Genomic DNA, 23,573 nt, shown 5'->3' with positions numbered 1-23,573 from the left:
TCAACAATAACGACATGAGATTTTATTTAGCTTATTTATAATTATTTAGCTCAAATTTCGTTTAAAATACAAACAGACACAATACGCCATAAAATAATACGTTATGGCTTAAAAATATAATCAGCATTTTATTGTTACATAATTTATATAATCATTTAAAATTTGTTTAATTTTATCGTCTGAATGCCTATAGGTCGATATTCCCAACGTATTATATGAAAAAACTATTACTATATTCTTTTACCTGTTTATCATTGGCAGCCCTGCTTTCGAGTTGTAGCTCAAAAGGAGGAAACAGTTCAAGCAAAACAGGTATTCCTTATGCAGATAGGAAAAGTAAAAACAACCAATCTGGTGCTTTTGCTGTGGCCACTCAGTACAAAAGAGCGCCAGGGCCAGGTTTGATCCCAATTGAAGGCGGGGTTCTGGTTGTAGGTGGCAGTGCCATCGAGGTACCTGGTGTTGAGCCGAACATCTACAATTATAAAAGACAGGTTACTGTACCTTCTTTTTATATGGATGAAACCGAAGTATCGAATACCGATTGGTTGGAATATTTGCACTGGATCAGGTATAACTTTCCTGAAGACCGCGAATATTATTACAATGAACTTCCCGACACTTTGGTATGGCGCCGTGCCCTATCTTATAACGAACCTTACGTAGATAACTATCTTCGCCACCCGGCCTACCGCGATTATCCGGTTGTTGGTGTTTCATGGGAACAGGCTTCACGTTATTGCGAGTGGAGAACTTCAAGAGCCAACGAATTTATTTTGCGCGAAAAAGGTATCTTAACCGATTACAAAACTTTGGCAGGTAACGGAAAAGCGAACAACAACAATGCAACAGCTTCTGCTGCTCCCAAACCAGACAAACCTTTTAATACCGATACGTATTTAAATGGCCAGTACAATGATATAGGTAAAAATGCACCTATTGATTACAACACCAAATCAGGCGCAGCCACAACTACTGCCGGAACAACAACGGCTACCACAGGCAAAAATGGCCAGCCTAGAAGAAATGCAACTTTAGAAGATGGCGTAATTATGCAGCCTTACCGTTTACCAACAGAAGCTGAGTGGGAATATGCAGCTTTAGGTTTAATCGGTAATACTGAATACGAGAACATTAATCAAAATAAAATTTATCCATGGAATGGTTTGGGTGTGAGTTCGGCTAAGAAAAAAACCAGAGGTATGATCCAGGCCAACTTTAAACGTGCGCCGGGTGATTACATGGGTGTTGGTGGTTCATTAAACGATAAAGGAGATTTAACTGTACCGGTAATCCAGTACACACCAAACGATTTCGGATTGTACAACATGGCCGGAAACGTTAACGAATGGGTAAACGATGTATACAGAACAGGAACATTTACCGATGCTGATGCGTTTAACCCATATCGCGGTAACTATTTCACCAATAAAAAATTAGAAGATTCGCAGAACGGAAAAATCGCACTTGATAAATACGGCAACCCGATTAAGGAAAATGCATATTCAGGAAGAAAACAAACCTGGGCAGAGAAACAGGCACAGGCAAAACGTGCTGATTCGATTTCCAAATCGACTGATCCTCAAGCTACAACAGCAACAGCAACAGCTGCTACAAGCTACCAGGCGGATCAAAGAGGTTACCGCGATAACCAGAAGCTTTTACTTAATGAGGAAGGTGTAACCTTGGTAAACGATAAATCGAGGGTTTATAAAGGTGGTTCGTGGAATGATATGGCTTACTGGTTAAACCCTGCAACACGCCGCTTTATGCAACAGGATGAATCATCGGCAGAAGTTGGTTTCCGTTGCGCCATGACGATGCTTGGTGCTCCTGAAATTAGTACTGCAGGAAAAAGAAGTTTTAAAAACCCACCTCAAAAACCTTACAGGGTTAGCAGAGGTAAATAAATTAAAAAGTCCCGATAACCTCGGGACTTTTTTTATGCTTTATATTTTGTTATTAGTTTAAGGCGATCTTCATGCTAAAAAGACCCTGAAATAAATTCAGGGTGACGACCCGATACCAAACTCTTTGATTATAAAAAAAACTTACTTAAACTGAACCAGGATCTGGTTTTTCTCTACCTTATCTCCCTGTTTAACCAATATCTTTTTAACTATACCATCGGTTGATGATTTTATGATATTCTCCATCTTCATTGCTTCAAGGATAAGTAGGTTATCTCCTTTTTTCACTTCAGCATTTTCTTCAACCAGCACTTTTAATACCAGGCCAGGCATTGGTGCCTTAATTTCAGAAACTTTATTGGAAGTCAAATTATCAAGTCCGAGTTGCTTTAATAAAGCATCAAACTGATCTTCTACGCTGATATGATAGATATTTCCATTAACCTTTATTTTGCAGGTTTTATCCTGCCTGTTGAGCGCTATAAGTTCTGTATTGAAAGACTTGTTCTGATATAAAACATGCGTACTATCCTTGCCAATTTTGCTCAGATCAACCTGAATGGGATCTCCGTTTACCAAAAGGACTGAATCTTTATCTTCTACTTCGAATAAAAACTGACCGTTTACTTTTACTTTATGCATGGCTTATTGGGTTAAAGCATATTGAACCAGGTTTGTGCCCATTTTAAGTGCCTTTGTGCGCGTTTCCTGCGTATCTTCAGGATAAGTACCAAAGTCTTCCCAGCCGTTGCCTAAATCGCACTCATAAGTATAATAACAAACCACTCTGCCTTTATAAATCAGGGCAAATCCCTGCGGACGTTTATTATCATGCTCATGGATTTTTGGCAAACCATTGGGGAATTTAAATTTCTGGTTGTATATCGCGTGATCTGCAGGTAATTCTACAAAATTCAATTCAGGGAATACTTTTTTCATCTGTGGCCTGATAAATTTATCCAAACCATAGTTATCATCGATATGTAGAAAACCACCACCTGTAAGGTATTGCCTTAGATTTTTAACTTCCTGATCGCTAAATACCACATTTCCATGCCCCGTCATATAAATAAAAGGATAATTGAAAATTTCTTTTGATCCTACTTCAACAATGCTTTCTTCGGGATAAAAATTAGTTTTAAGATTGGTATTACAATAGGAAATTAAATTGGGCAGTGCAGTACGGTCTGCGTACCAATCGCCACCGCCGCTGTATTTTAATTTGGCCATCCGGTAAGTTGGTGGAATGAAAGCAAAAAGCAGGAAGACCAAAGCAGAAAGACCAAAGCAAAAAGCCGAGAGCCTTGCAATTTTTGAAAACTGGAAACTGGAACTTGAAAACTTCAAACTTACTATCGGTTAAGGTAATTGATTTCAAAACAAACAGCTAACGCAGCGGTTTCGGTGCGTAACCTGTTATCACCTAAAGTTAGTGCTTTAAAGCCTTTGTTCAAAGCCAAATTCACTTCTTCGGGTGTGAAATCTCCTTCGGGACCAATAAGTATGAGATATTTTTGATGCGGAGCCACCAATTTCGATATATATTGCTTTTCACCGTTATCGATACAATGGGCAATCAGCTGTTCTCCATCAAACGGTTCTTTTAAAAAGTCGTTAAAAGAAATGGCATCGTTCAATTTCGGATGGTAAGCTTTGATGGATTGTTTTACAGCAGAAGTAATTACTTTGTTCAGGCGATCTTCTTTAACTATCCTACGCTCTGAGCGATCGGTAATAATGGGAGTAATTTCATCTATACCGAGTTCGGTAGCTTTCTCTAAAAACCATTCGATACGGTCGATATTTTTAGTTGGTGCAACAGCGATATGCAGGTAATGGTTCCGTTTATGAAATTCCTTTTCTACATTTAATATATTTAATGAAACCTTTTTAGGATTATCGGAAGTAATTTCTGCAGTATAAAAACCGCCATTTCCATCAACCAGATTTACAACTGAACCTACAGTAAGACGTAATACCCTTACACAATGTTTACTCTCTTCTTCGTTAAGGGTGTAGGTATTTTGGGTGATATCTGGCGTATAAAAAATATGCATCGTTGAAATTAGTGATTATCAACCATATCTTCTTTATTAATTACCAGTTCTAACTTGATGGTTTCGATATTCTGTTCAGTTTTTTTAAGAATGGTAAACAGATACCCGTACGATTCGTTGCTTTCGCCAACTTCGGGGATACGCTCAAAAATGTGCGAAACCAAACCGCCAACGGTATCAAAATCTTCATCTTCCGGTAAATCGTGCGGTAAATGTTCATTTACATCATAAACCGTTGCAAATGCATTTACGATAAATTCATTATCCGAAACTTTTTCAACCAGCGGTTTTTCTTCATCATATTCATCCTGGATTTCGCCAACCAGTTCTTCAACAATATCTTCTAAAGTAACCATACCGGCCGTACCGCCAAACTCGTCCAAAACAATGGCAATCTGAATGCGGTTACTTTGCAGTTCGCTCATCAGATCATTGATTTTTTTAGTTTCCGTTACGAAATAAGGCTTGCGGATAATATCATTAACTGTCCAGGTTTGGTTACCCGCTGCTACCAATGGCAGGATATCTTTTGCGTGGATAATACCCACAATTTTATCCATTACATCATCGTAAACAGGTAAACGGGAATAACCTTCTTTAATAATGGTATCTATTACTTCCTCTTTAGGAGAAGTTAATTCGATGCCCGAGATTTTGGTTCTCGGTACCATAATATTTTTTACTACACGTTCGTTAAAATCGAACACATTTTTGATCAGCTCATGCTCATTATTGTCGAGCGCACCGCTTTCTTTACCCTGATCAAGCAGATACTGTAATTCTTCGGTACTGTGGATAGATTCGTGCCCTGCAGAGGTATCGATACCGAAAGGTTTTAAGATAATTGAAGCAAGACTATTGAGTGTCCAGATGAATGGGCGGAAAACCACATAAAACAACTGTAGCGGAACAGAAACAAACAGTGTTGTTGCTACTGGTCTTTGTATGGCGAATGATTTTGGTGCCAATTCGCCAAACACAATGTGCATGATGGTGATTAAAGAGAAAGCCACAATGGTTGATGCGGTGTGGATACTTGCATCGCTAAGGCCCCAATTTAAACTATCGAAAAGATTTTTAAAGATAGTATGCATAACGCCTTCACCAACCCAACCTAGGCCAAGTGATGCAAGCGTTATACCTAATTGCGTCGCCGCTAAATAACCGTCGAGATTATGGATAATGGTTTTGGCCATTTTGCCTACCCTACTGCCCGATTTTGCTTTAATTTCTATTTGTGATGCGCGGACTTTTACGATGGCAAACTCTGCTGCCACAAAAAAACCATTTAATAGCACCAAAAATAGTGCGAAGAACAAGCGCCAGCCAACCGATCCAGTATCTGGTTCCTGTAAGGCTACCAATATTGTACTTAACTCCGAATTTAAAAACAAACAGACCGTGGGTAAATCCATTAAGCTAATTCTCTAAATGTTGTGTTATAAAGTTCTATACTTTCTTTAATTACTTTGTGCGCGTAACGAACACCAAGTAAATGTTCGATGGTTACATTTTTATCCTCTAATGCTTTATAATCCTGAAAGAAACGAACAATTTCTTTCATTTGGTGCGGAGGTAATTCATCTAAATCGTTGATGTAGTTTACCGACATATCATGCGCGGCAACAGCAATAATTTTATCATCCTGTTCTCCGTTATCAACCATGTGCATTACACCTACAACTTTCGCTTCGATCAATGTCATCGGATATACATCCACTGAACAAAGTACTAAAATATCTAATGGATCTTTATCATCGCAATAAGTTTGCGGAATAAAACCATAGTTTGCCGGGTACATTACTGATGAAAAAAGAACCCTATCCAATTTAATCAGACCTGATTCTTTATCTATTTCGTATTTTGCTTTTGAACCTTTAGGAATTTCAATAATTGCGTTAACAATTTCCGGAACGTTTTTTCCAGGGGATACGCTATGCCACGCGTGGGTTTCGTCTTTTGCCATTTTTAATTTAAATCTGTTTTATCCTCTTCAGGACCACTCACTACTTTTCTTTTTACAAAGGTAATTAATAATGGTATAGTTGTAATAAGGATAAAGCCAATAATAATATATAATAAATAATCGGTAATTTCTTTTTCGAACCTTTTGCCTAAAAAATAGCCCAGTAAGGTTAGGGAACAGATCCAAAGTACGCCCCCTACAATATTGTACAGTGCGAACTTTTTAAAATCGAGTTTTACAACACCAGCAAAAATCGGTGCAAAAGTTCTCACAATCGGCACAAACCTTCCCATAATCAGTGCAAAAGCACCTTGTTTGTTGTAATAATCTTCGGCGGCCTTTAAATAACGTTTCTTAAAAAAGAAACTGTCTTTTCTGGTGTACAATACCGGCCCTGTTTTTCGACCAAACCAATATCCGGTAAAATTACCTGAAACTGCCGCAATACAAAGACCCGCTAAAAGGACTGCAATGTTTACATCCAATTTGCCGGTTGCAACAAACATTCCGGCTAAAAACAGCAGATAATCGCCAGGAAGAAAAAAACCAAAAAAGAGGCCTGTCTCTGCATAGATTACGAACATAACGAGATAGAAACCGCCCTCCCTCAATAATTTTTCGGGGTCAAGTAGTTGATGCAGGTTATTCCAAAAATCGTGCATATTCAATTATTCGTAAAACTACAAATAATTATTAAACAACAGCATACCTATATCAGGTTTAAAATAACTGCAGGATAAATACCTAAAATTAGTGTAATTACTACTGATACCAGCAACACAATTTTGTATTGTGCAGGAGTAGAAAGCTCTGTTTCTGCGCCATCTTTAAACCACATGGCCACAATTACCTTAAAGTAGTAGTAGAAACCAACCAGGGCATTTAAAATGGCAAAGCCAACCAGTAACGACTTATACTCGGTCATTACATTCAGGAACATCAGGTATTTCCCGATGAAACCAGCAGTTAAAGGAATACCAGCTAACGAAAGCATGGCAACAGTTAAAGATAATGCCACCAAAGGATTTTTCTTACCCAAACCATTAAAGCTTTCGAAGCTATCGCTGCCAGTTTTTTGTTTAACCAGAATCAATACCGCAAAGGCAATAATAGATGCAAAAGTATAAGCCGCTGCATAAACTAATACATTACTTTCCGAGTTTTTAGTCAGTACGATCAGCGAAAATAACAGGTAACCTGCATGCGAGATACTGGAGTATGCCAACATGCGTTTAAAATTCTTTTGAAACAGGGCAGTTACGTTTCCGATAAATAAGGTTAAACAAACAATAACCGTTAAAGGAACAACCCAGAAATCGTGAAGTGGCGCAAAGGCCCCGGCAAACAGCCTTAAAAAAGCAGCAAAACCAGCCGTTTTAACCACAGTACTCATAAAAGTAGTGATCAAAGATGGAGAACCTTCGTACACATCTGGTGTCCAGAAATGGAAAGGAGCGGCACCTACTTTAAAACAAAGGCCAATCATCATCAGGATTACTCCAGGATAAAATATCGGCGAAACTGAATTGGTATTGTTAACCAGGTAAGCCTGGATCTTATCTAAATCGAATGAACCTGTAGCACCGTAAATCAGGGTAATACCAAATAATAGAAAGCCTGTTGAGAAAGCACCCATCAGGAAATATTTTAACGAAGCTTCATTTGAGGCAAAATCCTTTTTGCGGATACCGGCAAGGATATATAAACTTACCGACATGATCTCTAAGCCTACAAACAGCATGGCCATGTTTTTATACGATACCATCATAATCATCCCGGCAAGTGCGAAAAGGATCAGGGTATAATATTCGGCTATGTTATCGCTTTTAGCGTGAAAATAATTTTGTGTTAATAAAAAGATCAAAAGTGTACCCACAATACAAACGCCAGAAAATGCGAGGGCAAAGTTATCGGTCTGCATCATTCCGAAGTGAACAACATTGCCATTCCATGAGTAGAAAGTAAATCCTAATGCAGTAAGTAAGCCAACAACGGTAAGTGGTAGTAATGCTTTATTTGCCTTAAACAAACCTGCATAAAGCACTATAAAAGCTGTTATACTAATGGTTATAATAATATTCATTGCTTAATTTACTGTGTTTAATTTTTGATTTACCTGTTCTAATAAGTGTTGTACAGATGCCTCTGTTAAGTGCAAAACCGGTTTCGGGTAAACACCCAAAACAATAATTAATGCACAAATGGTATAAAGAACCAATTTTTCGGTTCCTTTAATGTCGGTGAAAGTGATGGTTAAACTGTTGGTTTGGCCAAGCATTACATTCTGGTACATGCGTAACATGTAAACCGCTCCGAAAATGATGGTTAAACCTGCAATGGCAGCTGCCCAGATACCGTAGTTATAAACGCCCATCAGCAATAAAAATTCACCGATAAATCCGTTTGTTCCGGGTAAAGCTACTGTTCCTAAAACAATAATCAGGAAAGTAATGGCCAATTGAGGCGCAACTTTTGCAATTCCACCAAGCTCTTCAATCTTATTTGTTTTTACCCTGTTAAAGATAATATCAAGCACAAAGAATAAACCTACTACGTTAATACCGTGACTCAACATCTGTACCATTGCACCCTGCATACCCTGTTGGTTAAATGCAAATATACCTGCAGCGATTAATCCTACGTGAGCGATAGATGAATAAGCCACCAAACGTTTTGCATCTTTTTGTGTAAAAGCAATCAGCGAGGCATAAACAATACCGATAATGGATAATACAATGGCTACTTGCCCCCAATCGCGAACACCAAATGGAACAATCGGCAATAACCATCTGATTACTCCGTAAATACCCATTTTTAGCATAATACCTGATAACAGCATGGTTCCCTGTGTAGGAGCGGCCGTATAAGTATCGGGTTGCCAGGTGTGGAAAGGAAAAACAGGCATCTTAATGGCAAAAGCGATAAAGAAAGCCCAAAAAATCCATCCCTGCTGTGTACTATCTAAATTTAAAGCATAAAATGCCTGGATATCGAAATTATGTGCAGGGTTTTGAAGGTACAGGTAAATAATACCCATCAACATAAATAAAGAACCTGCAATGGTATACACAAAAAACTTCATGTTAATGCGGATACGGTCTTTTCCTCCCCAAATGGCACAGATAAAATAAATCGGTATTAATGCAGCTTCCCATCCGATGTAGAATAAGAAAGCATCCAACGCGGTAAATACCAATAATAAACCGGTTTGCATAAATAAAATCAGTGCATAAAATGCAGCCGGATTTTTATACTCGTGGTTGTAGCTCGATAAAATGATAATCGGCACCAATAAATTGGTAAGCAATACCACCAATAAGCTAATACCATCGATACCCGCATGGAAATTGATGCCTAAATCAGCAATCCATGGCAGGTTAACCTCAAATTGGGTACTTGCATTTGGAATGAAATTACAGGCGATAACCAAAGCCAGCACTAAAGAAGCTACCGAAAACACGGTAGAAACAATTTTAGCCGACTTACCAGCAAATGCAGTAATAATTGCACCTACAAGCGGTAAAAATATAAGTAGTAAAAGTTGTTCCATTATTTAATTTTGAACCCTTTTTATATGTATAAAAATGTATATAATAGCAATGCGACGATACCGAATACCATCATAAATATATAGAAACCTACGTTTCCACTCTGTAACAAACGGATACCCTTACTGGCTTCGTTTGTACTCCAGCCCAATCCGTTCACAATTCCATCGATGAATTTGTTATCGATAATCCTGTAGAAGAATTTCGATAATGCATCCAAAGGTTTAGTGATGATGAAATCGTAAATTTCATCCAGATAAAATTTATTGTACGATAATTTTGCCAATGGCGAACGTGGTGCTTCATCAGCAACAGGAACGCGGGCTCCTTTTACATATCTGGCATAGGCATATAATAAAGCAATTACGGCAGCTGCTACCGAAACACCCATCAATGAATATTCAGTTGAGTGACTTAGCTCCAGTTCTTGCTTTTGCGAAACGCCTGCGCCAGCTAACCAGTGTGCCAACCACTCGTTTCCACCAAAAACATGGGGAAAATTAATTGCTCCACCGAATGCAGCTAGAATAGCCAAAATGATTAGAGGCAGGGTCATTGCTGTTGGAGACTCGTGAATATGGCTTTCTTCGTGATGCGTTCCACGGTATTTTCCGGAGAAAGTTAAGAACATCATCCTGAACATATAAAATGCGGTTAAGAATGCAGTTAACACCCCAACAGCCCAAAGAATAGGACTCGCTTGGAAAGCGTGTGCCAAAATTTCATCTTTAGAGAAGAAACCCGAGAACGGTGGTAAACCTGCTATGGCAATAGTACCGATTAACATGGTCAAAAAAGTAATTGGAAGTTTTTTTCTTAATCCACCCATGTGGCGCATATCCTGTTCGTGGTGCATGGCATGGATAACCGAACCAGCGCCCAAAAACAATAATGCTTTAAAGAATGCGTGTGTTAATACGTGGAAAAATGAACCTGTATAAGCGCCAACGCCCAAGCCTAAAAACATATAGCCCAATTGCGATACGGTTGAATAAGCCAATACTTTTTTAATGTCGGTTTGTGTTAAGGCAATAATTGCAGCGATTAAAGCCGTTGCTGCACCAACAATAGCAATGATGTGCTGGGTAAGTGGTGCAAGATCGAACAATACGCTCGAACGGGCAATCATATAAATACCAGCGGTTACCATGGTTGCAGCGTGGATCAATGCTGAAACAGGCGTTGGTCCGGCCATTGCATCAGGTAGCCAGGTAAACAATGGCAACTGGGCCGATTTACCGCAGGCACCGATAAACAACAAAATGGTGATTAAAACCAAAGTATCTGTATTTCCAGTAGCTGCAATAGGGAAAACTTTAGAGAATTCAACACTTCCAAAAGTATTGAAGATTAAAAACACACCTAATAAAAAGCCCAAATCACCGATACGGTTCATTACAAAAGCTTTTTTGGCTGCCGATGCGTAAGCGCTGTTGGTAAACCAGAAACCGATCAATAAGTATGAGCATAAACCTACACCTTCCCAGCCGATAAACATAACGATGTAGTTTGAACCCAGCACCAATAAAAGCATAAAGAATACAAACAGGTTTAAGTAAGCGAAAAACTTACCAAAGCCGGCATCGTCGTGCATGTAACTGGTAGAATATAAGTGGATCAGAAAACCGATTCCGGTAATGATCAGCAGCATGATCGAACTTAAAGGATCAACCAGAAAAGATAATGGGATATGCAATGCACCTGCACTGATCCAATCAAATAAAAATACTTCGTGAGATTTTTGTGTTCCGCCTTGTAAACTAAAGAAAATAACTACGCTGATGATAAAGGATGCCAGGATAACCCCGCTTCCGATAATACCAACAAGTCCTTTAGATAGAGAGTTTCTGCCCAGTCCATTAATTACAAACCCCAAAAGAGGAAGTAAAGGAACCAACCAAATCAATTGTTCTATTGTCATTCTTATTATATATTTACCACTTAAGGCGATTTAAAACATTAATATCTATCGATTTCGTATTGCGGTAAACCATTACGATAATGGCCAGCCCTACTGCAACCTCTGCAGCTGCCAAAGCCATAATGAAGAATACGAAAACCTGTCCGGATGGGTCGTTGCTATGAACCGAAAAAGCAGTTAAAAGTAAGTTAACGGCATTAAGCATCAGCTCAACCGACATAAAGATTACGATGGCATTTCTGCGGGTAAGTACACCGATTACGCCAATAGAAAAAATAATGGCGCTTAAATAGATGTAGTGGTTTAGCGGAACGCCCTGAAGTTGTGATGTTAAATTTTCCATTATGCTTCTACCTCATCTCTTTTAGATAATAAAACGGCTCCAACCATTGCTGCCAACAGTAATAGAGATGATAATTCGAACGGTAATAAGAAGGGGCCAAAAAGCTCTTTACCTAAATTTTCTACCAATCCCAAACCCTGGTTTTTCAAAATCAACGGACTGTTAATGCTTGCCGATTTTAAAGAACCGATTAAGGTTACCACCAAACATCCACCTGCAATTACACCAACAATTTTGATCAGCGGCGATTTACTTGGCTCGGTATCTTTGTTCAGGTTAAGCAACATCAGTACGAAAAGAAAAAGTACCATAATTGCCCCCATATAAACAATAAAGTTTACCACCGCCAAAAACTGTGCATTTAACAGCACATAATGAACAGTGAAGGTGAAAAAGGTAAGGATTAAGTACAATACACTGTGGATCGGATTTTTTGCAAAAATCACCATCAGTGAAAAGATGATACTTAATGTGGCTACGAAATAGAATACTTGTGTACTCATTAATTTGTTATTTGTTTTATTTGTTTTCGTCACCTTGAATTTATTTCAGGGTCTTGCTTAAAAGATGCTGATCCCGAAACTTCGGGACAGCATGACGATTCTATATACTATTTTTTCATTTCCAATGGAGCCTCTACCAACTTGTCTTTACCATAAATAAAATCCTTACGTAAATAATCGGCAGGTACAATTGGTCCATCAAGGTAAATTGCCTCTTTAGGGCAGGCTTCTTCACATAATCCACAGAAAATGCAACGCAACATGTTGATTTCGTATGTTGCTGCGTATTTTTCCTCTCGATATAAATGTTTTTCTTCAGGCTTACGCTCTGCAGCGATCATGGTAATGGCCTCCGCCGGACAAGATAAAGCACATAAACCGCATGCGGTACAACGTTCTTTACCGTTTTCGTCGCGTTTAAGCGAGTGCATTCCCCTAAAGTTGGTCGAGAATTCGCGTTCTACTTCAGGATATCTTACGGTAGCCTCTTTTTTAAATAAGTGACTGATGGTAATGCCCATACCCTTGGCAATTGCCGGTAGGTACATCCGTTCCATAAAGCTCAATGGCTTTTGTTCCAGTACTTTTTTCTTATTACTTAATGATTCCATAATTAAAACTTCTCAATAATCGCAATCACAACACCTGTTATTATAATATTGGCAATAGCCAAAGGTATTAAACCTTTCCAACCCAAGTTCATCAACTGATCGTAACGGAAACGAGGGATTGTCCAACGTACCCACATGAAGAAAAAGATGAAACCACAGATTTTACCGAATAAAGCAAATACCCCAATAATTGAAGCCCAATTCTGGCCCAAATGGGTAACTGCTAAATCCATAAACGGATAATTAAAACCTCCGAAATATAAAGTGGCCATTACTGCTGACGAAACAAACATATTAATGTATTCGGCAAACAGGTAAAAACCTAATTTCATTGACGAATATTCGGTATGATAACCACCGATCAATTCAGTTTCACATTCAGGTAAATCGAATGGGGCACGGTTGGTTTCAGCAAAAGAGCATACCATAAAAATGATAAAGCCCAGCGGTTGTTTGAAGAAATACCAGGTAAACCAGCCATTTGCCCAAAAACCATGTTGCTTGTCTACAATTTCTTTTAAACTTAGCGAGTTGGTTACCAGTAATAAAGCAATGATCGATAATCCCATTGCAATTTCATAACTGATGTTCTGTGAAGCCGCACGGATAGCACTTAACAAAGAGTATTTGTTATTTGAGGCCCATCCGCCGATCATTACGCCATAAACACCTAACGAAACCACACCAAAAATGTATAAAACACCTACGTTGATATCGGTAACCTGTAAAGGAATAGTTTTACCACCGATTTCTATCGGGGTACCCCATGGAATAACCGCTGTACCGATACAGGCACAAAGTAATGCCAAACCAGGCCCAACAATAAATAACCATCTGTTTGAGGTAGCAGGAATAATTTCTTCCTTCATAAACATTTTCACCCCATCGGCCAATGGCTGTAAAATACCAAAGGGACCGGCTCTATCCGGACCTAAACGATCCTGTAAATATGCAGCAACTTTACGTTCAGCATAAGTAGAATACATGGCAATTACCAAACTGATGCCGAAAATTACAGCTACCAGGATAAATTTTTCTATAACAAAAGCGCTATCCATTAGTATTTAACTGTTTTATGTAATTCAACTTCATTTGCAGCCTGTAAAGCAGCATTTGGCTGGATTACGTGCAAAGGGATTAATGTTTCGTAGTGGTTTGATGCAATTACCGAAGTATCATCAATATGTGTTGGATGTTCGATTACCCAATCAGCTGTAGCTTTTTTATCAAAACGGCAGGTATTGCAGATAAACTCTTCAACCTCGCCAAACAGATCTTTTCGTGCAGTAACACGCAATACATCGGCTCCTTTATACCAAAGGGTTACTTTACCGTTGCACTTTTCGTGATCGCAATTGCGGTGCGCATCAACAGGTTTGGTAAACCAAACACGGTTTTTAAAACGGAAAGTTTTATCGGTTAAAGCACCTACCGGACAAACATCGATTACGTTTCCGGAGAAATCGTTATCAACAGCATGTTGGATATACGTAGAAATTTCGGAATGATCGCCACGGTTTAAAATACCATGAACACGCTTATTGGTAATCTGATCAGCTGTAAAAACGCAACGGTAGCACAGGATACAACGGTTCATGTGCAGCTGGATTTTATCACCTATATCGATACGTTCGAAAGTACGGCGCTCAAACTCATAACGAGTTTTTTGCAAACCATGTTCGTAACCCAGATTCTGTAAATCACATTCTCCAGCCTGATCGCAAACAGGGCAATCTAAAGGGTGGTTAATCAACAGGATCTCTACAACACCGGCGCGTGCTTCCAAAACTTCCGGAGAAGTAATGTTAAGCACTTCCATCCCGTCCATTACCGTGGTACGGCAAGAAGCTACCAATTTTGGCATTGGGCGAGGATCTTTTTCCGAACCTTTAGTCACTTTTACAATGCAGGTACGGCATTTACCGCCACTGCCCTGTAATTTAGAATAATAGCACATTGCAGGCGGCACAATTTCCCCTCCGATCTGCCTTGCAGCATTCAGAATGGTTGTTCCGTTGTCAACCTCTACTGTTATTCCATCTATCGTAACCTTAACTTTTTCACTCATGGTTAATGATATTCTTTTATTTTTTTTCGTCTTGGTTCGTGTCAACACGAATCAATTGTATCTATATTAACTATTCCCTTTCGGGATTTTATAACCAATTTCTTTTCTTGGCCGTTGTTGCTGTTCTAGTAATTCATCAAAATACTTGAAGATAACTTCAATATTTTTATCCTGATTGTCTACCTTCTTTTTTATTCTTTCTACTTCTAACCTGATCTCCGTATTACTTAAAACCATTGTTCTAAGCTGCACAAATACATCAATAATTTTAATACTTACTTCTACCGCCAGTTTGCTTTTTAAAACATTTGATAGTTGCAAAATACCATGTTCGCTAAATGCAAACGGGAGGTACTTTGAATGTTGTCCGTGTCTTAAGGTCGCAATTTGCGTCCTTAAGATTTCGTTTTCTTCTTTTGTTAATTCGAACATAAAGTGCTCCGGGAAGCGTTCTATGTTTCTTCTAACCTGTTGCTTTAATTTTTTTGTCTCAACACCAAAGAGCTCTGCCAAATCCGAATCCAACATCACCTTAACTCCCCGGAAAAGATATATTTTATTAATAATTACTTCGTTTGGGACAATTACGGATGTTAATTCTTCTTTCATTTACATATTCTTAGTGTTAAGTTAAACTTTTTCTAAGGTCGAAATTTGCGACCTTAGGATTTATTTTCTGCTTTCGTTTCGTTAAGACACGAACCGAAGCGCTTTTTATAAATTCTAATGATCTTAAGGTCACAAATTGTGACCTTAAGATTTATTTCTCCTCGGTTACCGGAGCTTTTTCAATCGGCGTTGCATAATTTGCAATGCCATAGTTTTGGCTCTGGCTTTTAACCGGTTCTTTAATGTGCCATTCAAATTCATCCCTGAAGTGACGGATAGCACTGGCAACCGGCCAGGCCGCTGCATCACCCAACGGACAAATGGTGTTTCCTTCAATTTTACGTTGGATATCCCACAATAAATCAACATCTTCCATGGTTCCATGCCCATGTTCGATTTTGTGCAATACCTTTTCCATCCATCCTGTACCTTCACGGCAAGGCGAACACTGCCCGCAACTTTCGTGGTGATAAAAACGCGAGAAATTCCACGTATTACGAACGATACATTGATCTTCGTCAAAAGCGATAAAACCACCAGAGCCCAACATGGTTCCGGTTGCAAAACCACCTTCTGATAATGATTCGTAACTCATTAAACGTGGTTCGCCGTTAGCTAGTTTTAGCGTTAAATTTGCCGGTAACACAGGAACTGAAGATCCACCTGCAACTGTAGCTTTTAAGCGTTTGCCATTGGCAATACCACCACAATATTCGTCAGAGTAGATAAATTCTTCTACCGGTAAACCAAGCTCAATTTCGTAAACACCCGGTTTTACTAAATTACCAGATGCAGATATTAATTTTGTACCTGTACTTCTACCGATACCGATTTTTGCATATTCATCGCCACCATCATTGATAATCGGCACAACTGCAGCAATGGATTCCACATTATTTACAACCGTTGGACAACCATATAAACCTGCAATTGCCGGAAACGGTGGCTTAATACGTGGATTACCTCTTTTACCTTCAAGCGATTCTAACAATGCAGTTTCTTCACCGCAGATATAAGCACCACCACCCGGCTGAACATATAACTCGAGATCGTAACCTGTACCCAAAATGTTTTTACCCAACCATCCGGCAGCTTTAGCTTCAGCAATTGCTTTTTCTAAAATGCGGATCTGTGGCATCATCTCGCCACGCACGTAGATGTAAGAAACCTTAGCACCCAATGCGAAACTCGATACAATCATTCCCTCGATTAATGCGTGGGGAATGTAGGTCATTAAATAACGGTCTTTAAAAGTTCCCGGCTCAGATTCATCAGCATTACACACCAAATAACGTGCAACACCCTCTGGTTTGGCCAAGAAACTCCATTTCATCCCGGTTGGGAAACCCGCACCTCCGCGACCGCGTAAGCCCGATTTTTTTACCTCTTCAACAATCTCTTCAGGTGTTAAGGTTTTCAGGGCTTTTTCCACAGCACGGTACCCGCCTTTTTGGCGATAGACCTCAAGTGTATTGATGCCCGGTACGTTTATATGCTCAAGTAACAGTTTTCGAGACATTTTAATTAGTCTATAGTCTGCAGTCAATAGTCCTTAGTCCTGAATCAAAACGACCCATGACTTAAGACTTAGGACTTAGGACTTATTTTTCAAATCTTCAATCAATTTATCTACACTTGCCTCAGTAAGGTTTTCGTAGAAAGTATATTCAGGGCTGATCTGCAATACCGGGCCATAACCACAGGCCGCCAAACACTCAACCCCTCTAAAGCTGAATAAACCATCAGCTGTAACTTCACCTTCCTTAACGCCCAACTTGTTTTCCAAGTGGCTTAATATCTTTTCGGCACCTACCAAACAGCACGGACCGGTACGACATACCTCCAGAGCATACTTACCCTGCGGTTTTAAAAAGTACATGGTATAAAATGTTGCTACCTCGTAAACTTCAATTGGCTGAATGTTCAGGTATTCGGCAATTTTATCCATAGCCGAAGTAGGAACCCAAAGGAATTCTGCCTGCACTAAGTGCAAAAGTGGTAACAGGGCCGATTTTTGTTTACCCTCAGGGTAACGGCTCTTCACATCATCAAATTTGGCCAGCAATTCTGATGAAAACGCTACAGGTGTTTGTTCTTCTACTTTAAGCATCTAATTCTCCTGCAATAATATTCATACTACTCATGTTGATAATGGCATCAGACAATAACATGCCTTCGCTCATTGGTGCAAACATCTGGTAGTTTATAAAACTTGGTCTGCGGAAGTGTAAACGGTAAGGTGTGCGACCTCCATCATTGATCAGATAGAATCCCAATTCGCCATTTCCGCCTTCTACAGCGTGATATACTTCTGCTTTTGGAGCATCAATTTCGCCCATCACAATTTTGAAGTGATAGATCAACGCTTCCATATTGTTGTAAACTTCCTGTTTTGGAGGAAGGTAAAATTCAGGAACATCGGCATGGAAAATACCTTTTGGTTCTGATTTTAATTTTTCAATCGCCTGCTCAACTATGCGCAAACTCTGCCACATTTCTTCGTTACGTACCAGATACCTGTCGTAAATATCACCACTTGTACCCACCGGAACCTCGAAATCAAAATCCTGGTAAGAAGAATATGGATCGCTTACACGCACATCATAATCTACACCGGTAGCGCGCAAAAGCGGGCCTGTCCAGCTGTATTCCAAAGCAGTTTCTTTGGTTACCTCTGCCACCCCAGCTGTTCTATCGATAAAAATACGGTTACGGGTTAACAGGTTTTCGAACTCTTTTAACGCAACCGGAAACTCTTTTAAAAACTTGTTGATTTTCGCAAAAGCGATATCGTTGAAATCTCTTTCGAAACCACCGATACGACCAATATTCGTAGTTAAACGTGCACCACAAACCTCTTCAAAGATTTCGTAAATATGCTCGCGGAACTGGAATAAATAAAGGAAAGTTGTAGTTGCTCCTGTATCCTGACCGATAATCGTGTTACAGATAATGTGGTCGGCAATACGCGAAAGCTCCATTACAATAACGCGCAGATAATCTACACGTTTTGGCATTTTAATATTTAACAACTTCTCAACCGTCATGTGCCAGCCCATATTGTTGATAGGCGAAGAACAGTAGTTTAAACGGTCGGTAAGTGGTGTAATCTGATAAAAAGGGCGGTGTTCGGCAATCTTTTCGAAAGCACGGTGAATGTACCCAATAGTAGAAACGCCGCTAACAATACGTTCGCCATCTAATTGCAGAACATTTTGAAAAACGCCGTGGGTTGCAGGGTGCGTTGGACCTAAGTTTAAGGTTACCAGCTCACTTTGCGGGTCGTTATCTGTAAATACCGGATGGTTATGATTCATAGTTTACCTTCCAAAAAATTCGTCTTTTTTATCTACTCTGTTCGGATCTTCCAATGGGTATTGTTTCAACATCGGATGAACACCTAAATCGTCCATATTTAAAATACGGCGTAAATCAGGGTGACCTTCAAATTTAACCCCAAACAGATCGTAAGTTTCGCGCTCCATCCAGTTGGCACCTTTCCATACGGTTGTTGCGGTTGGGATGGTTGGATTTTGTTCAGAAATAAAAACCTTAATCCTGATCCTTACTTTTTCTACCATGTTGTGCAAATGGTAAACAACAGCAATACCATGGTCTTTACCAGGGTAATGAACTGCTGTAATATCGGTAAGGAAATTAAATTTTAGTTCTTCTTTAAGATGCGAAAGCACATTGATGATAACATCTTTATAGGTTACAAAGGTTAATAAACCATAAGGCTCAGAAACGGCAGTAATTTTTTCGCCAAACCTTTCAGTAAGCTTAACGTGGATGTCGTTATTTAGTGTCGTTTCTTCCATTATTTAATGCCGTATTGACCTAAAAGTTCTTTGTAATAATCAGAATTCCGTCTTCTGCCTGATTCGTTTCTCACTAAATCCTGGATACGCTGAAAACCATCTAAAATGGCTTCAGGTCTTGGTGGGCAGCCCGGAACGTAAACGTCTACCGGAATCACCTCATCAATACCCTGCAGTACAGAATAAGTATCGAAAATACCACCACTGCTTGCACAGGCACCAACTGCCATTACCCAACGTGGCTCTGCCATTTGGATATAAACCTGTTTTAGTACCGGAGCCATCTTTTTAGCGATGGTTCCCATTACCATTAAAACATCGGCCTGACGTGGAGAAAAGCTTAAGCGTTCGGCACCAAAACGACCTAAATCGTAATGTGATCCCATGGTAGCCATAAACTCGATACCGCAACAAGAAGTTGCGAAAGGCAACGGCCATAATGAATTTGAGCGGGCCAAACCAATCACCTTATCTAAGGAAGTGGCAAAATAGCCAGGTCCTTCGGTTCCTGGAGGCGCATCAACTATATTAATTTCACTCATGTTTATAAACAAAAAATGCTCATCCCTTTGCAGAATGAGCAACAAATTTACAATATTTTAAAGGCAATTAAACTAGCTTTACCAGATTTAGAACCTTTCTAAATAACTGAAAGCGGTTGTAGATAGTGTAAGGGATACACATTTCAGTTTGCAGTTGATAATTTTCAGTTTACAGCCTATAAACCGCAGGTTATTAACCAACAATTGTTAACTTAAAACTGCTAACTGATTAGTTCCAGTCTAAAACTTTTTTCTTGATTACGTAGATGAATCCTAACAACAAAGTGCCCATAAAAATGAACATTTCAATCATACCATCCATTTTTAACGCACGGAAATTAACCGCCCATGGATACATAAAGATTACCTCCACATCGAAAAGCACGAATAAAATGGCTACAACGAAATATTTGATAGAGAATGGCTGACGGGCATTACCTACTGATTTAATGCCAGCTTCAAAAGTTTCCAGTTTATCGGCGGTTTTACGTTTTGGTCCCAATAAGTGGGTAGCAACCAATGTGGTTACCACGAAACCTAAAGCCACTATTACCTGAAATATAATTGGTAAAAAATCTATAGAAGAACTTTGCGCTTGCATATTATTTATTTTATGGTGCAAAAATAAAAGAAAAAGGCAGAGTAACCAAACTCTGCCTTTTCTAAATTATTTAACTTGTTAATTATTTGCCTTTACCTTTTGCTGGTGCAGGTGCTGCTAATTCTTTTAACTTAGCAGCTGCAAAAGTTCCACTTGGATAAACGGCTACACTTTTGTTAAAATATTCTTTAGCTTTTTCTTTGTCTTTGTAGTAATAGTAACCACCGATAGTATCATAAGCTTCAGATAATTTCTTAGCATTTGCTGTAGCTAATTCAGGTTTTTCGGTAATCTTTTTAATATACTCTTCGTAGAAAGGCAACATTAAGCCTTTCGGATCTTTATCGTCATCCATTAAACTGTTGATACGAGCTCTAGTTAAATAAGCATCGTAAGTTTCTGGTGAGATCTGAGTTACTTTAGCAATCGAAGAATCAGCTCTTACTAGGATATCTTTTGATGGATTTTGTTTTGCAGTTAACTTTGCAGCATAGTCAAAATAGTTTGCCATCGCATTATAATAATAGTTGTAAAGTGATCCTTTACCTTTTGGATTCGCTTTTATTGCTTTTTCGTAAATTTCAGCAGATTTAGCATATTTTTTTGCATCATAAAAACTTTTAGCAACCTCAGCTAATGCATCAGCATTTGTTGAATCTTTTTCAACCGCTTTAGTAATGTTGATCAAGGCTAAACTATCTTGGCCAGCTTTTAATTGCGCTTTACCCAAATATAAATAGTCAAATCCTAAAATTTTATTTGGATCTTTCTCTTTAGCAAAAAACTCATTCATGCTGGTTAAAGCCGCTGGATAGTTTTTGTTTTCGTATGCAGCCCAACCTTTCATTCTGGAAACGATAGCACTTTTAGGATCATTAGCTGGAGCTTGTATTGTAGTTGCTACTTGCTCTAAAGTTGGGAAATCTTTTGCATAGAATAAGAACTGTGCATAACGTAATTGAGATTCTAAAGATTTATCAGTTAAATCCATGTATTTTTTATAGTTCTCAATCGCTTTTGCAGCTTTTTCTTTATCTGTACCAAAGCTACTCCATTGTAAATAAAGCTCGCCTAACTCACGGTAAGCAGGACCATAATTTGCATCAGCTGCAATTACATCCTGTAATTCTTTTTCACCTTCAGGAAACGCCCTTGATTCCTTATACATCTTACCAATCTGGGTTTTAGCCCTTCTGTTGGTAGGATCGATATCGTTTACACGGAAATAAGGTCCTAAAGCCTCAGAGTTTTTCTTTTGTAATGCATAAGCATCACCCAATGCCAAGAAAACTTCTGCATCTTTATCTTTCGAATCTAACTCATCAGCTTTTGTAATGTTGGCCAATGCATTCGTAAAATCCGGTTTAGATACGTCATCACTAGGTTTGTCCTGTGCTAAATAAGCCTTACCGATGTACAGATAAGTTTTGTAATCTTTTGGCGCCAAAGCAACAGCTTTATCAAAATTAGTTTTGGCCGAAGTTGGATTGTTCTCCAACATATCTGCTTCACCTAAACCAATTATGTTTAAATTGTTTTTAGGATCAGCGGTAACACCTTTGGTAAATACCGCTCTGGCTGAGTCGATATAACCGGTTTTTAAGTAAACCAAGCCAAGATTGTAATAGTTATTACCATCTGATGCTTTTGAGCTCACCAACGATTTAAGCACTGATGATGCTTTTTGGTACTGTTCAGCGTCAATGGCTTTTTTCGCGTCATTTAAATCTTGAGCAAAAACTGCAGAACCCATCAACACCAAACCTACATTTAAGGTTATTGCTTTCTTTAAAATTTTCATCGGATATTCTGTTTTTTTTAATAAAAATGAAGTGTCTCTTTAGATTTACTTCGTGGTTCAATTTATAATTTTTTAATTTAATTTCACTTTGTCAGGTGAAGCTCCCTCGGCATTAACTTATGCGGACCGAGTCCAGATTTAAGTACAATCAATTGTCCTCTCTGACTTCTTAACCATGTTGCAAATCCTGTGCCTAAACCATCCCTGCCTTCACAATCAATAATATTTATATTTCGTAAGAAAGGATAAACACCATTGATCAAATTATCCTGGGTTGGTTTGTAAAACTGGTCATCTCCAACTTTGCCTTTCAGATTTTTAACCCCCAATACTTTTACCTGCGAGAGGTATTCGCTTGCTTCCGTATTCTGATCTGCAATCCAATTTACGCCCAAAATACCAATAAAATTTTTATCTTCTGCAATAAGTTTGATTACTTCTTTGCTTGAATTTTTAGAGTAAACACCTGTAGCTGGAAATTGACTGATTTTAGCCAGTTCTTTAAAGTATTGAAAAGTGCTTGAATAAGCGTTATCGAACACCAATTTTTTATCTGATTTCTTCCCCTGTAATATATCGATCACCTCTTTAACGGTAATAGTACTATCAATATTGCCCTGGTTGGTAATTAAAGCAATGCCATCTACAGCAAAACGCGAAGTATTAATTTTGATATTACGTTGATTATAATATTTTTCTTCTGCTTTGGTTAATAACCTTGGCAAAACAATTACCCTTACGCTATCGTTCAAAAAAGCCGGTAAAAGTTTTTCTTCAGGTTTAACGGTAAGCTGAAATTTAGCCTGCGGATAATCAAGGTTGAATATATCAATCTGATCTTGTACAATCGGGCCAACGCTTTCATCAACCAACATTTTTAGTGTACCGCTGGTGCGAGTTTCTTTAACCGCATCTGTTTTGGCTTTACGCTTACAGGATACCAGAGCAAGTACACATAATATAAAAAGGAAATTTCTCATCAATGAATTAATCGCGCCTACCCAGGCTTAATAATCTTACAAAAGCATAAATAATCAGGAAGATACCTATTGCGATACGGCCCCATTGCGGAATAGAGGGTAAACGCAAAGCAATTGGTTCGTAAAAGATGAATGCGAAGCCCAAAACCACGTAAAATACAAACATGACAAGGCCTAAAATGAGCAAAAACCGCTGTTTAGGCGATTTTTGCTTAAAAATATCAAAATTTAACATCTACTATTTTAGTTCAATGTAAAGTTAACGTTGATGTTGTATTTTACCCTTACCGGC

25 protein-coding genes are annotated in these 23,573 nt (G+C 38.8%); 1 reads left to right on the top strand and 24 read right to left on the bottom strand.

Features of this window, described 5'->3' with window-relative positions; genetic code table 11:
- Positions 1-215: 215 nt before the first annotated feature.
- Complete coding sequence (locus B2V92_RS07715) at positions 216-1,910, top strand: SUMF1/EgtB/PvdO family nonheme iron enzyme (RefSeq protein WP_293306510.1); 1,695 nt, start codon at positions 216-218, stop codon at positions 1,908-1,910.
- A gap of 141 nt (positions 1,911-2,051) precedes the next feature.
- Here B2V92_RS07715 and B2V92_RS07710 read toward each other — a convergent pair whose 3' ends face one another.
- From B2V92_RS07710 to B2V92_RS07595, 24 genes are all read right to left on the bottom strand, one after another.
- Positions 2,052-2,552, bottom strand: coding sequence for an acetyl-CoA carboxylase biotin carboxyl carrier protein subunit (locus B2V92_RS07710; protein ID WP_293306508.1), 501 nt, complete (start codon positions 2,550-2,552; stop codon positions 2,052-2,054).
- A 3-nt stretch (positions 2,553-2,555) separates the two neighbouring features.
- Positions 2,556-3,140, bottom strand: coding sequence for a DUF4159 domain-containing protein (locus tag B2V92_RS07705; protein ID WP_293306543.1), 585 nt, complete (start codon positions 3,138-3,140; stop codon positions 2,556-2,558).
- 122 nt (positions 3,141-3,262) lie between these two features.
- On the bottom strand, positions 3,263-3,967 hold the full coding sequence (locus B2V92_RS07700; protein ID WP_293306506.1) for a 16S rRNA (uracil(1498)-N(3))-methyltransferase: 705 nt from the start codon (positions 3,965-3,967) through the stop codon (positions 3,263-3,265).
- A gap of 8 nt (positions 3,968-3,975) precedes the next feature.
- Positions 3,976-5,382, bottom strand: coding sequence for a hemolysin family protein (locus B2V92_RS07695; protein WP_293306504.1), 1,407 nt, complete (start codon positions 5,380-5,382; stop codon positions 3,976-3,978).
- Complete coding sequence (locus tag B2V92_RS07690) at positions 5,382-5,933, bottom strand: inorganic diphosphatase (RefSeq protein WP_183765702.1); 552 nt, start codon at positions 5,931-5,933, stop codon at positions 5,382-5,384. Before B2V92_RS07690 ends, B2V92_RS07695 begins: the two co-directional genes overlap by 1 nt.
- 2 nt (positions 5,934-5,935) lie before the next feature.
- The gene (locus B2V92_RS07685) at positions 5,936-6,595 is read right to left on the bottom strand and encodes a DedA family protein (RefSeq protein WP_293306500.1); all 660 of its coding nucleotides are present in this window, start codon (positions 6,593-6,595) and stop codon (positions 5,936-5,938) included.
- 47 nt (positions 6,596-6,642) lie between these two features.
- Positions 6,643-8,016 carry an NADH-quinone oxidoreductase subunit N gene (locus B2V92_RS07680; protein WP_293306498.1) on the bottom strand — a complete coding sequence of 458 codons (1,374 nt, stop codon included), beginning with the start codon at positions 8,014-8,016 and terminating at the stop codon, positions 6,643-6,645.
- Between the two features lie 3 nt (positions 8,017-8,019).
- A complete protein-coding gene (locus B2V92_RS07675; protein WP_293306496.1) occupies positions 8,020-9,483 on the bottom strand; it encodes a complex I subunit 4 family protein in 1,464 nt (487 codons plus the stop codon).
- Between the two features lie 20 nt (positions 9,484-9,503).
- The gene (gene nuoL, locus B2V92_RS07670) at positions 9,504-11,396 is read right to left on the bottom strand and encodes an NADH-quinone oxidoreductase subunit L (RefSeq protein ID WP_293306541.1); all 1,893 of its coding nucleotides are present in this window, start codon (positions 11,394-11,396) and stop codon (positions 9,504-9,506) included.
- A 19-nt stretch (positions 11,397-11,415) separates the two neighbouring features.
- Positions 11,416-11,745 carry an NADH-quinone oxidoreductase subunit NuoK gene (gene nuoK, locus B2V92_RS07665; protein WP_055908793.1) on the bottom strand — a complete coding sequence of 110 codons (330 nt, stop codon included), beginning with the start codon at positions 11,743-11,745 and terminating at the stop codon, positions 11,416-11,418.
- Positions 11,745-12,248: an NADH-quinone oxidoreductase subunit J gene (locus B2V92_RS07660; RefSeq protein ID WP_293306490.1), complete on the bottom strand. Its 504-nt coding sequence runs from the start codon at positions 12,246-12,248 to the stop codon at positions 11,745-11,747. The genes nuoK and B2V92_RS07660 overlap by 1 nt, the downstream gene beginning before the upstream one ends.
- 107 nt (positions 12,249-12,355) lie before the next feature.
- A complete protein-coding gene (locus B2V92_RS07655; RefSeq protein WP_090504254.1) occupies positions 12,356-12,859 on the bottom strand; it encodes a NuoI/complex I 23 kDa subunit family protein in 504 nt (167 codons plus the stop codon).
- Positions 12,860-12,861: 2 nt separating this feature from the next.
- On the bottom strand, positions 12,862-13,917 hold the full coding sequence (gene nuoH / locus B2V92_RS07650; protein WP_293306483.1) for an NADH-quinone oxidoreductase subunit NuoH: 1,056 nt from the start codon (positions 13,915-13,917) through the stop codon (positions 12,862-12,864).
- A complete protein-coding gene (locus B2V92_RS07645; RefSeq protein ID WP_293306481.1) occupies positions 13,917-14,927 on the bottom strand; it encodes a 2Fe-2S iron-sulfur cluster-binding protein in 1,011 nt (336 codons plus the stop codon). The genes nuoH and B2V92_RS07645 overlap by 1 nt, the downstream gene beginning before the upstream one ends.
- Before the next feature lie 66 nt (positions 14,928-14,993).
- Positions 14,994-15,536 (bottom strand): ORF6N domain-containing protein, encoded by a 543-nt coding sequence (locus B2V92_RS07640; RefSeq protein WP_293306479.1) that lies wholly within the window; start codon positions 15,534-15,536, stop codon positions 14,994-14,996.
- Between the two features lie 151 nt (positions 15,537-15,687).
- A complete protein-coding gene (nuoF, locus tag B2V92_RS07635) occupies positions 15,688-17,055 on the bottom strand; it encodes an NADH-quinone oxidoreductase subunit NuoF (protein WP_113949924.1) in 1,368 nt (455 codons plus the stop codon).
- 75 nt (positions 17,056-17,130) lie between these two features.
- Positions 17,131-17,646, bottom strand: a complete 516-nt coding sequence (gene nuoE, locus B2V92_RS07630) for a complex I 24 kDa subunit family protein (protein ID WP_293306475.1) — start codon at positions 17,644-17,646, stop codon at positions 17,131-17,133.
- On the bottom strand, positions 17,639-18,853 hold the full coding sequence (locus B2V92_RS07625) for an NADH-quinone oxidoreductase subunit D (RefSeq protein ID WP_293306473.1): 1,215 nt from the start codon (positions 18,851-18,853) through the stop codon (positions 17,639-17,641). The genes nuoE and B2V92_RS07625 overlap by 8 nt, the downstream gene beginning before the upstream one ends.
- 3 nt (positions 18,854-18,856) lie before the next feature.
- Positions 18,857-19,357 (bottom strand): NADH-quinone oxidoreductase subunit C, encoded by a 501-nt coding sequence (locus B2V92_RS07620; RefSeq protein WP_293306471.1) that lies wholly within the window; start codon positions 19,355-19,357, stop codon positions 18,857-18,859.
- Complete coding sequence (locus B2V92_RS07615; RefSeq protein ID WP_025146324.1) at positions 19,357-19,899, bottom strand: NADH-quinone oxidoreductase subunit B; 543 nt, start codon at positions 19,897-19,899, stop codon at positions 19,357-19,359. Before B2V92_RS07615 ends, B2V92_RS07620 begins: the two co-directional genes overlap by 1 nt.
- A 229-nt stretch (positions 19,900-20,128) precedes the next feature.
- Entirely contained in the window at positions 20,129-20,500 is a 372-nt protein-coding gene (locus tag B2V92_RS07610; protein ID WP_113949920.1) for an NADH-quinone oxidoreductase subunit A, read from the bottom strand.
- Between the two features lie 82 nt (positions 20,501-20,582).
- Positions 20,583-22,301: a tetratricopeptide repeat protein gene (locus tag B2V92_RS07605; protein WP_293306464.1), complete on the bottom strand. Its 1,719-nt coding sequence runs from the start codon at positions 22,299-22,301 to the stop codon at positions 20,583-20,585.
- Positions 22,302-22,384: 83 nt separating this feature from the next.
- Entirely contained in the window at positions 22,385-23,281 is an 897-nt protein-coding gene (locus B2V92_RS07600; protein ID WP_293306462.1) for a PstS family phosphate ABC transporter substrate-binding protein, read from the bottom strand.
- 7 nt (positions 23,282-23,288) lie between these two features.
- Positions 23,289-23,516 (bottom strand): hypothetical protein, encoded by a 228-nt coding sequence (locus B2V92_RS07595; RefSeq protein WP_293306460.1) that lies wholly within the window; start codon positions 23,514-23,516, stop codon positions 23,289-23,291.
- Positions 23,517-23,573 lie beyond the last annotated feature (57 nt).

The organism is Pedobacter sp. UBA5917 (assembly GCF_002432345.1).
Classification (GTDB): Bacteria; Bacteroidota; Bacteroidia; order Sphingobacteriales; family Sphingobacteriaceae; genus Pedobacter.
The sequence above is the reverse complement of the archived record's forward strand: the minus strand, read 5'-3'. Positions and strand labels throughout refer to the sequence as shown.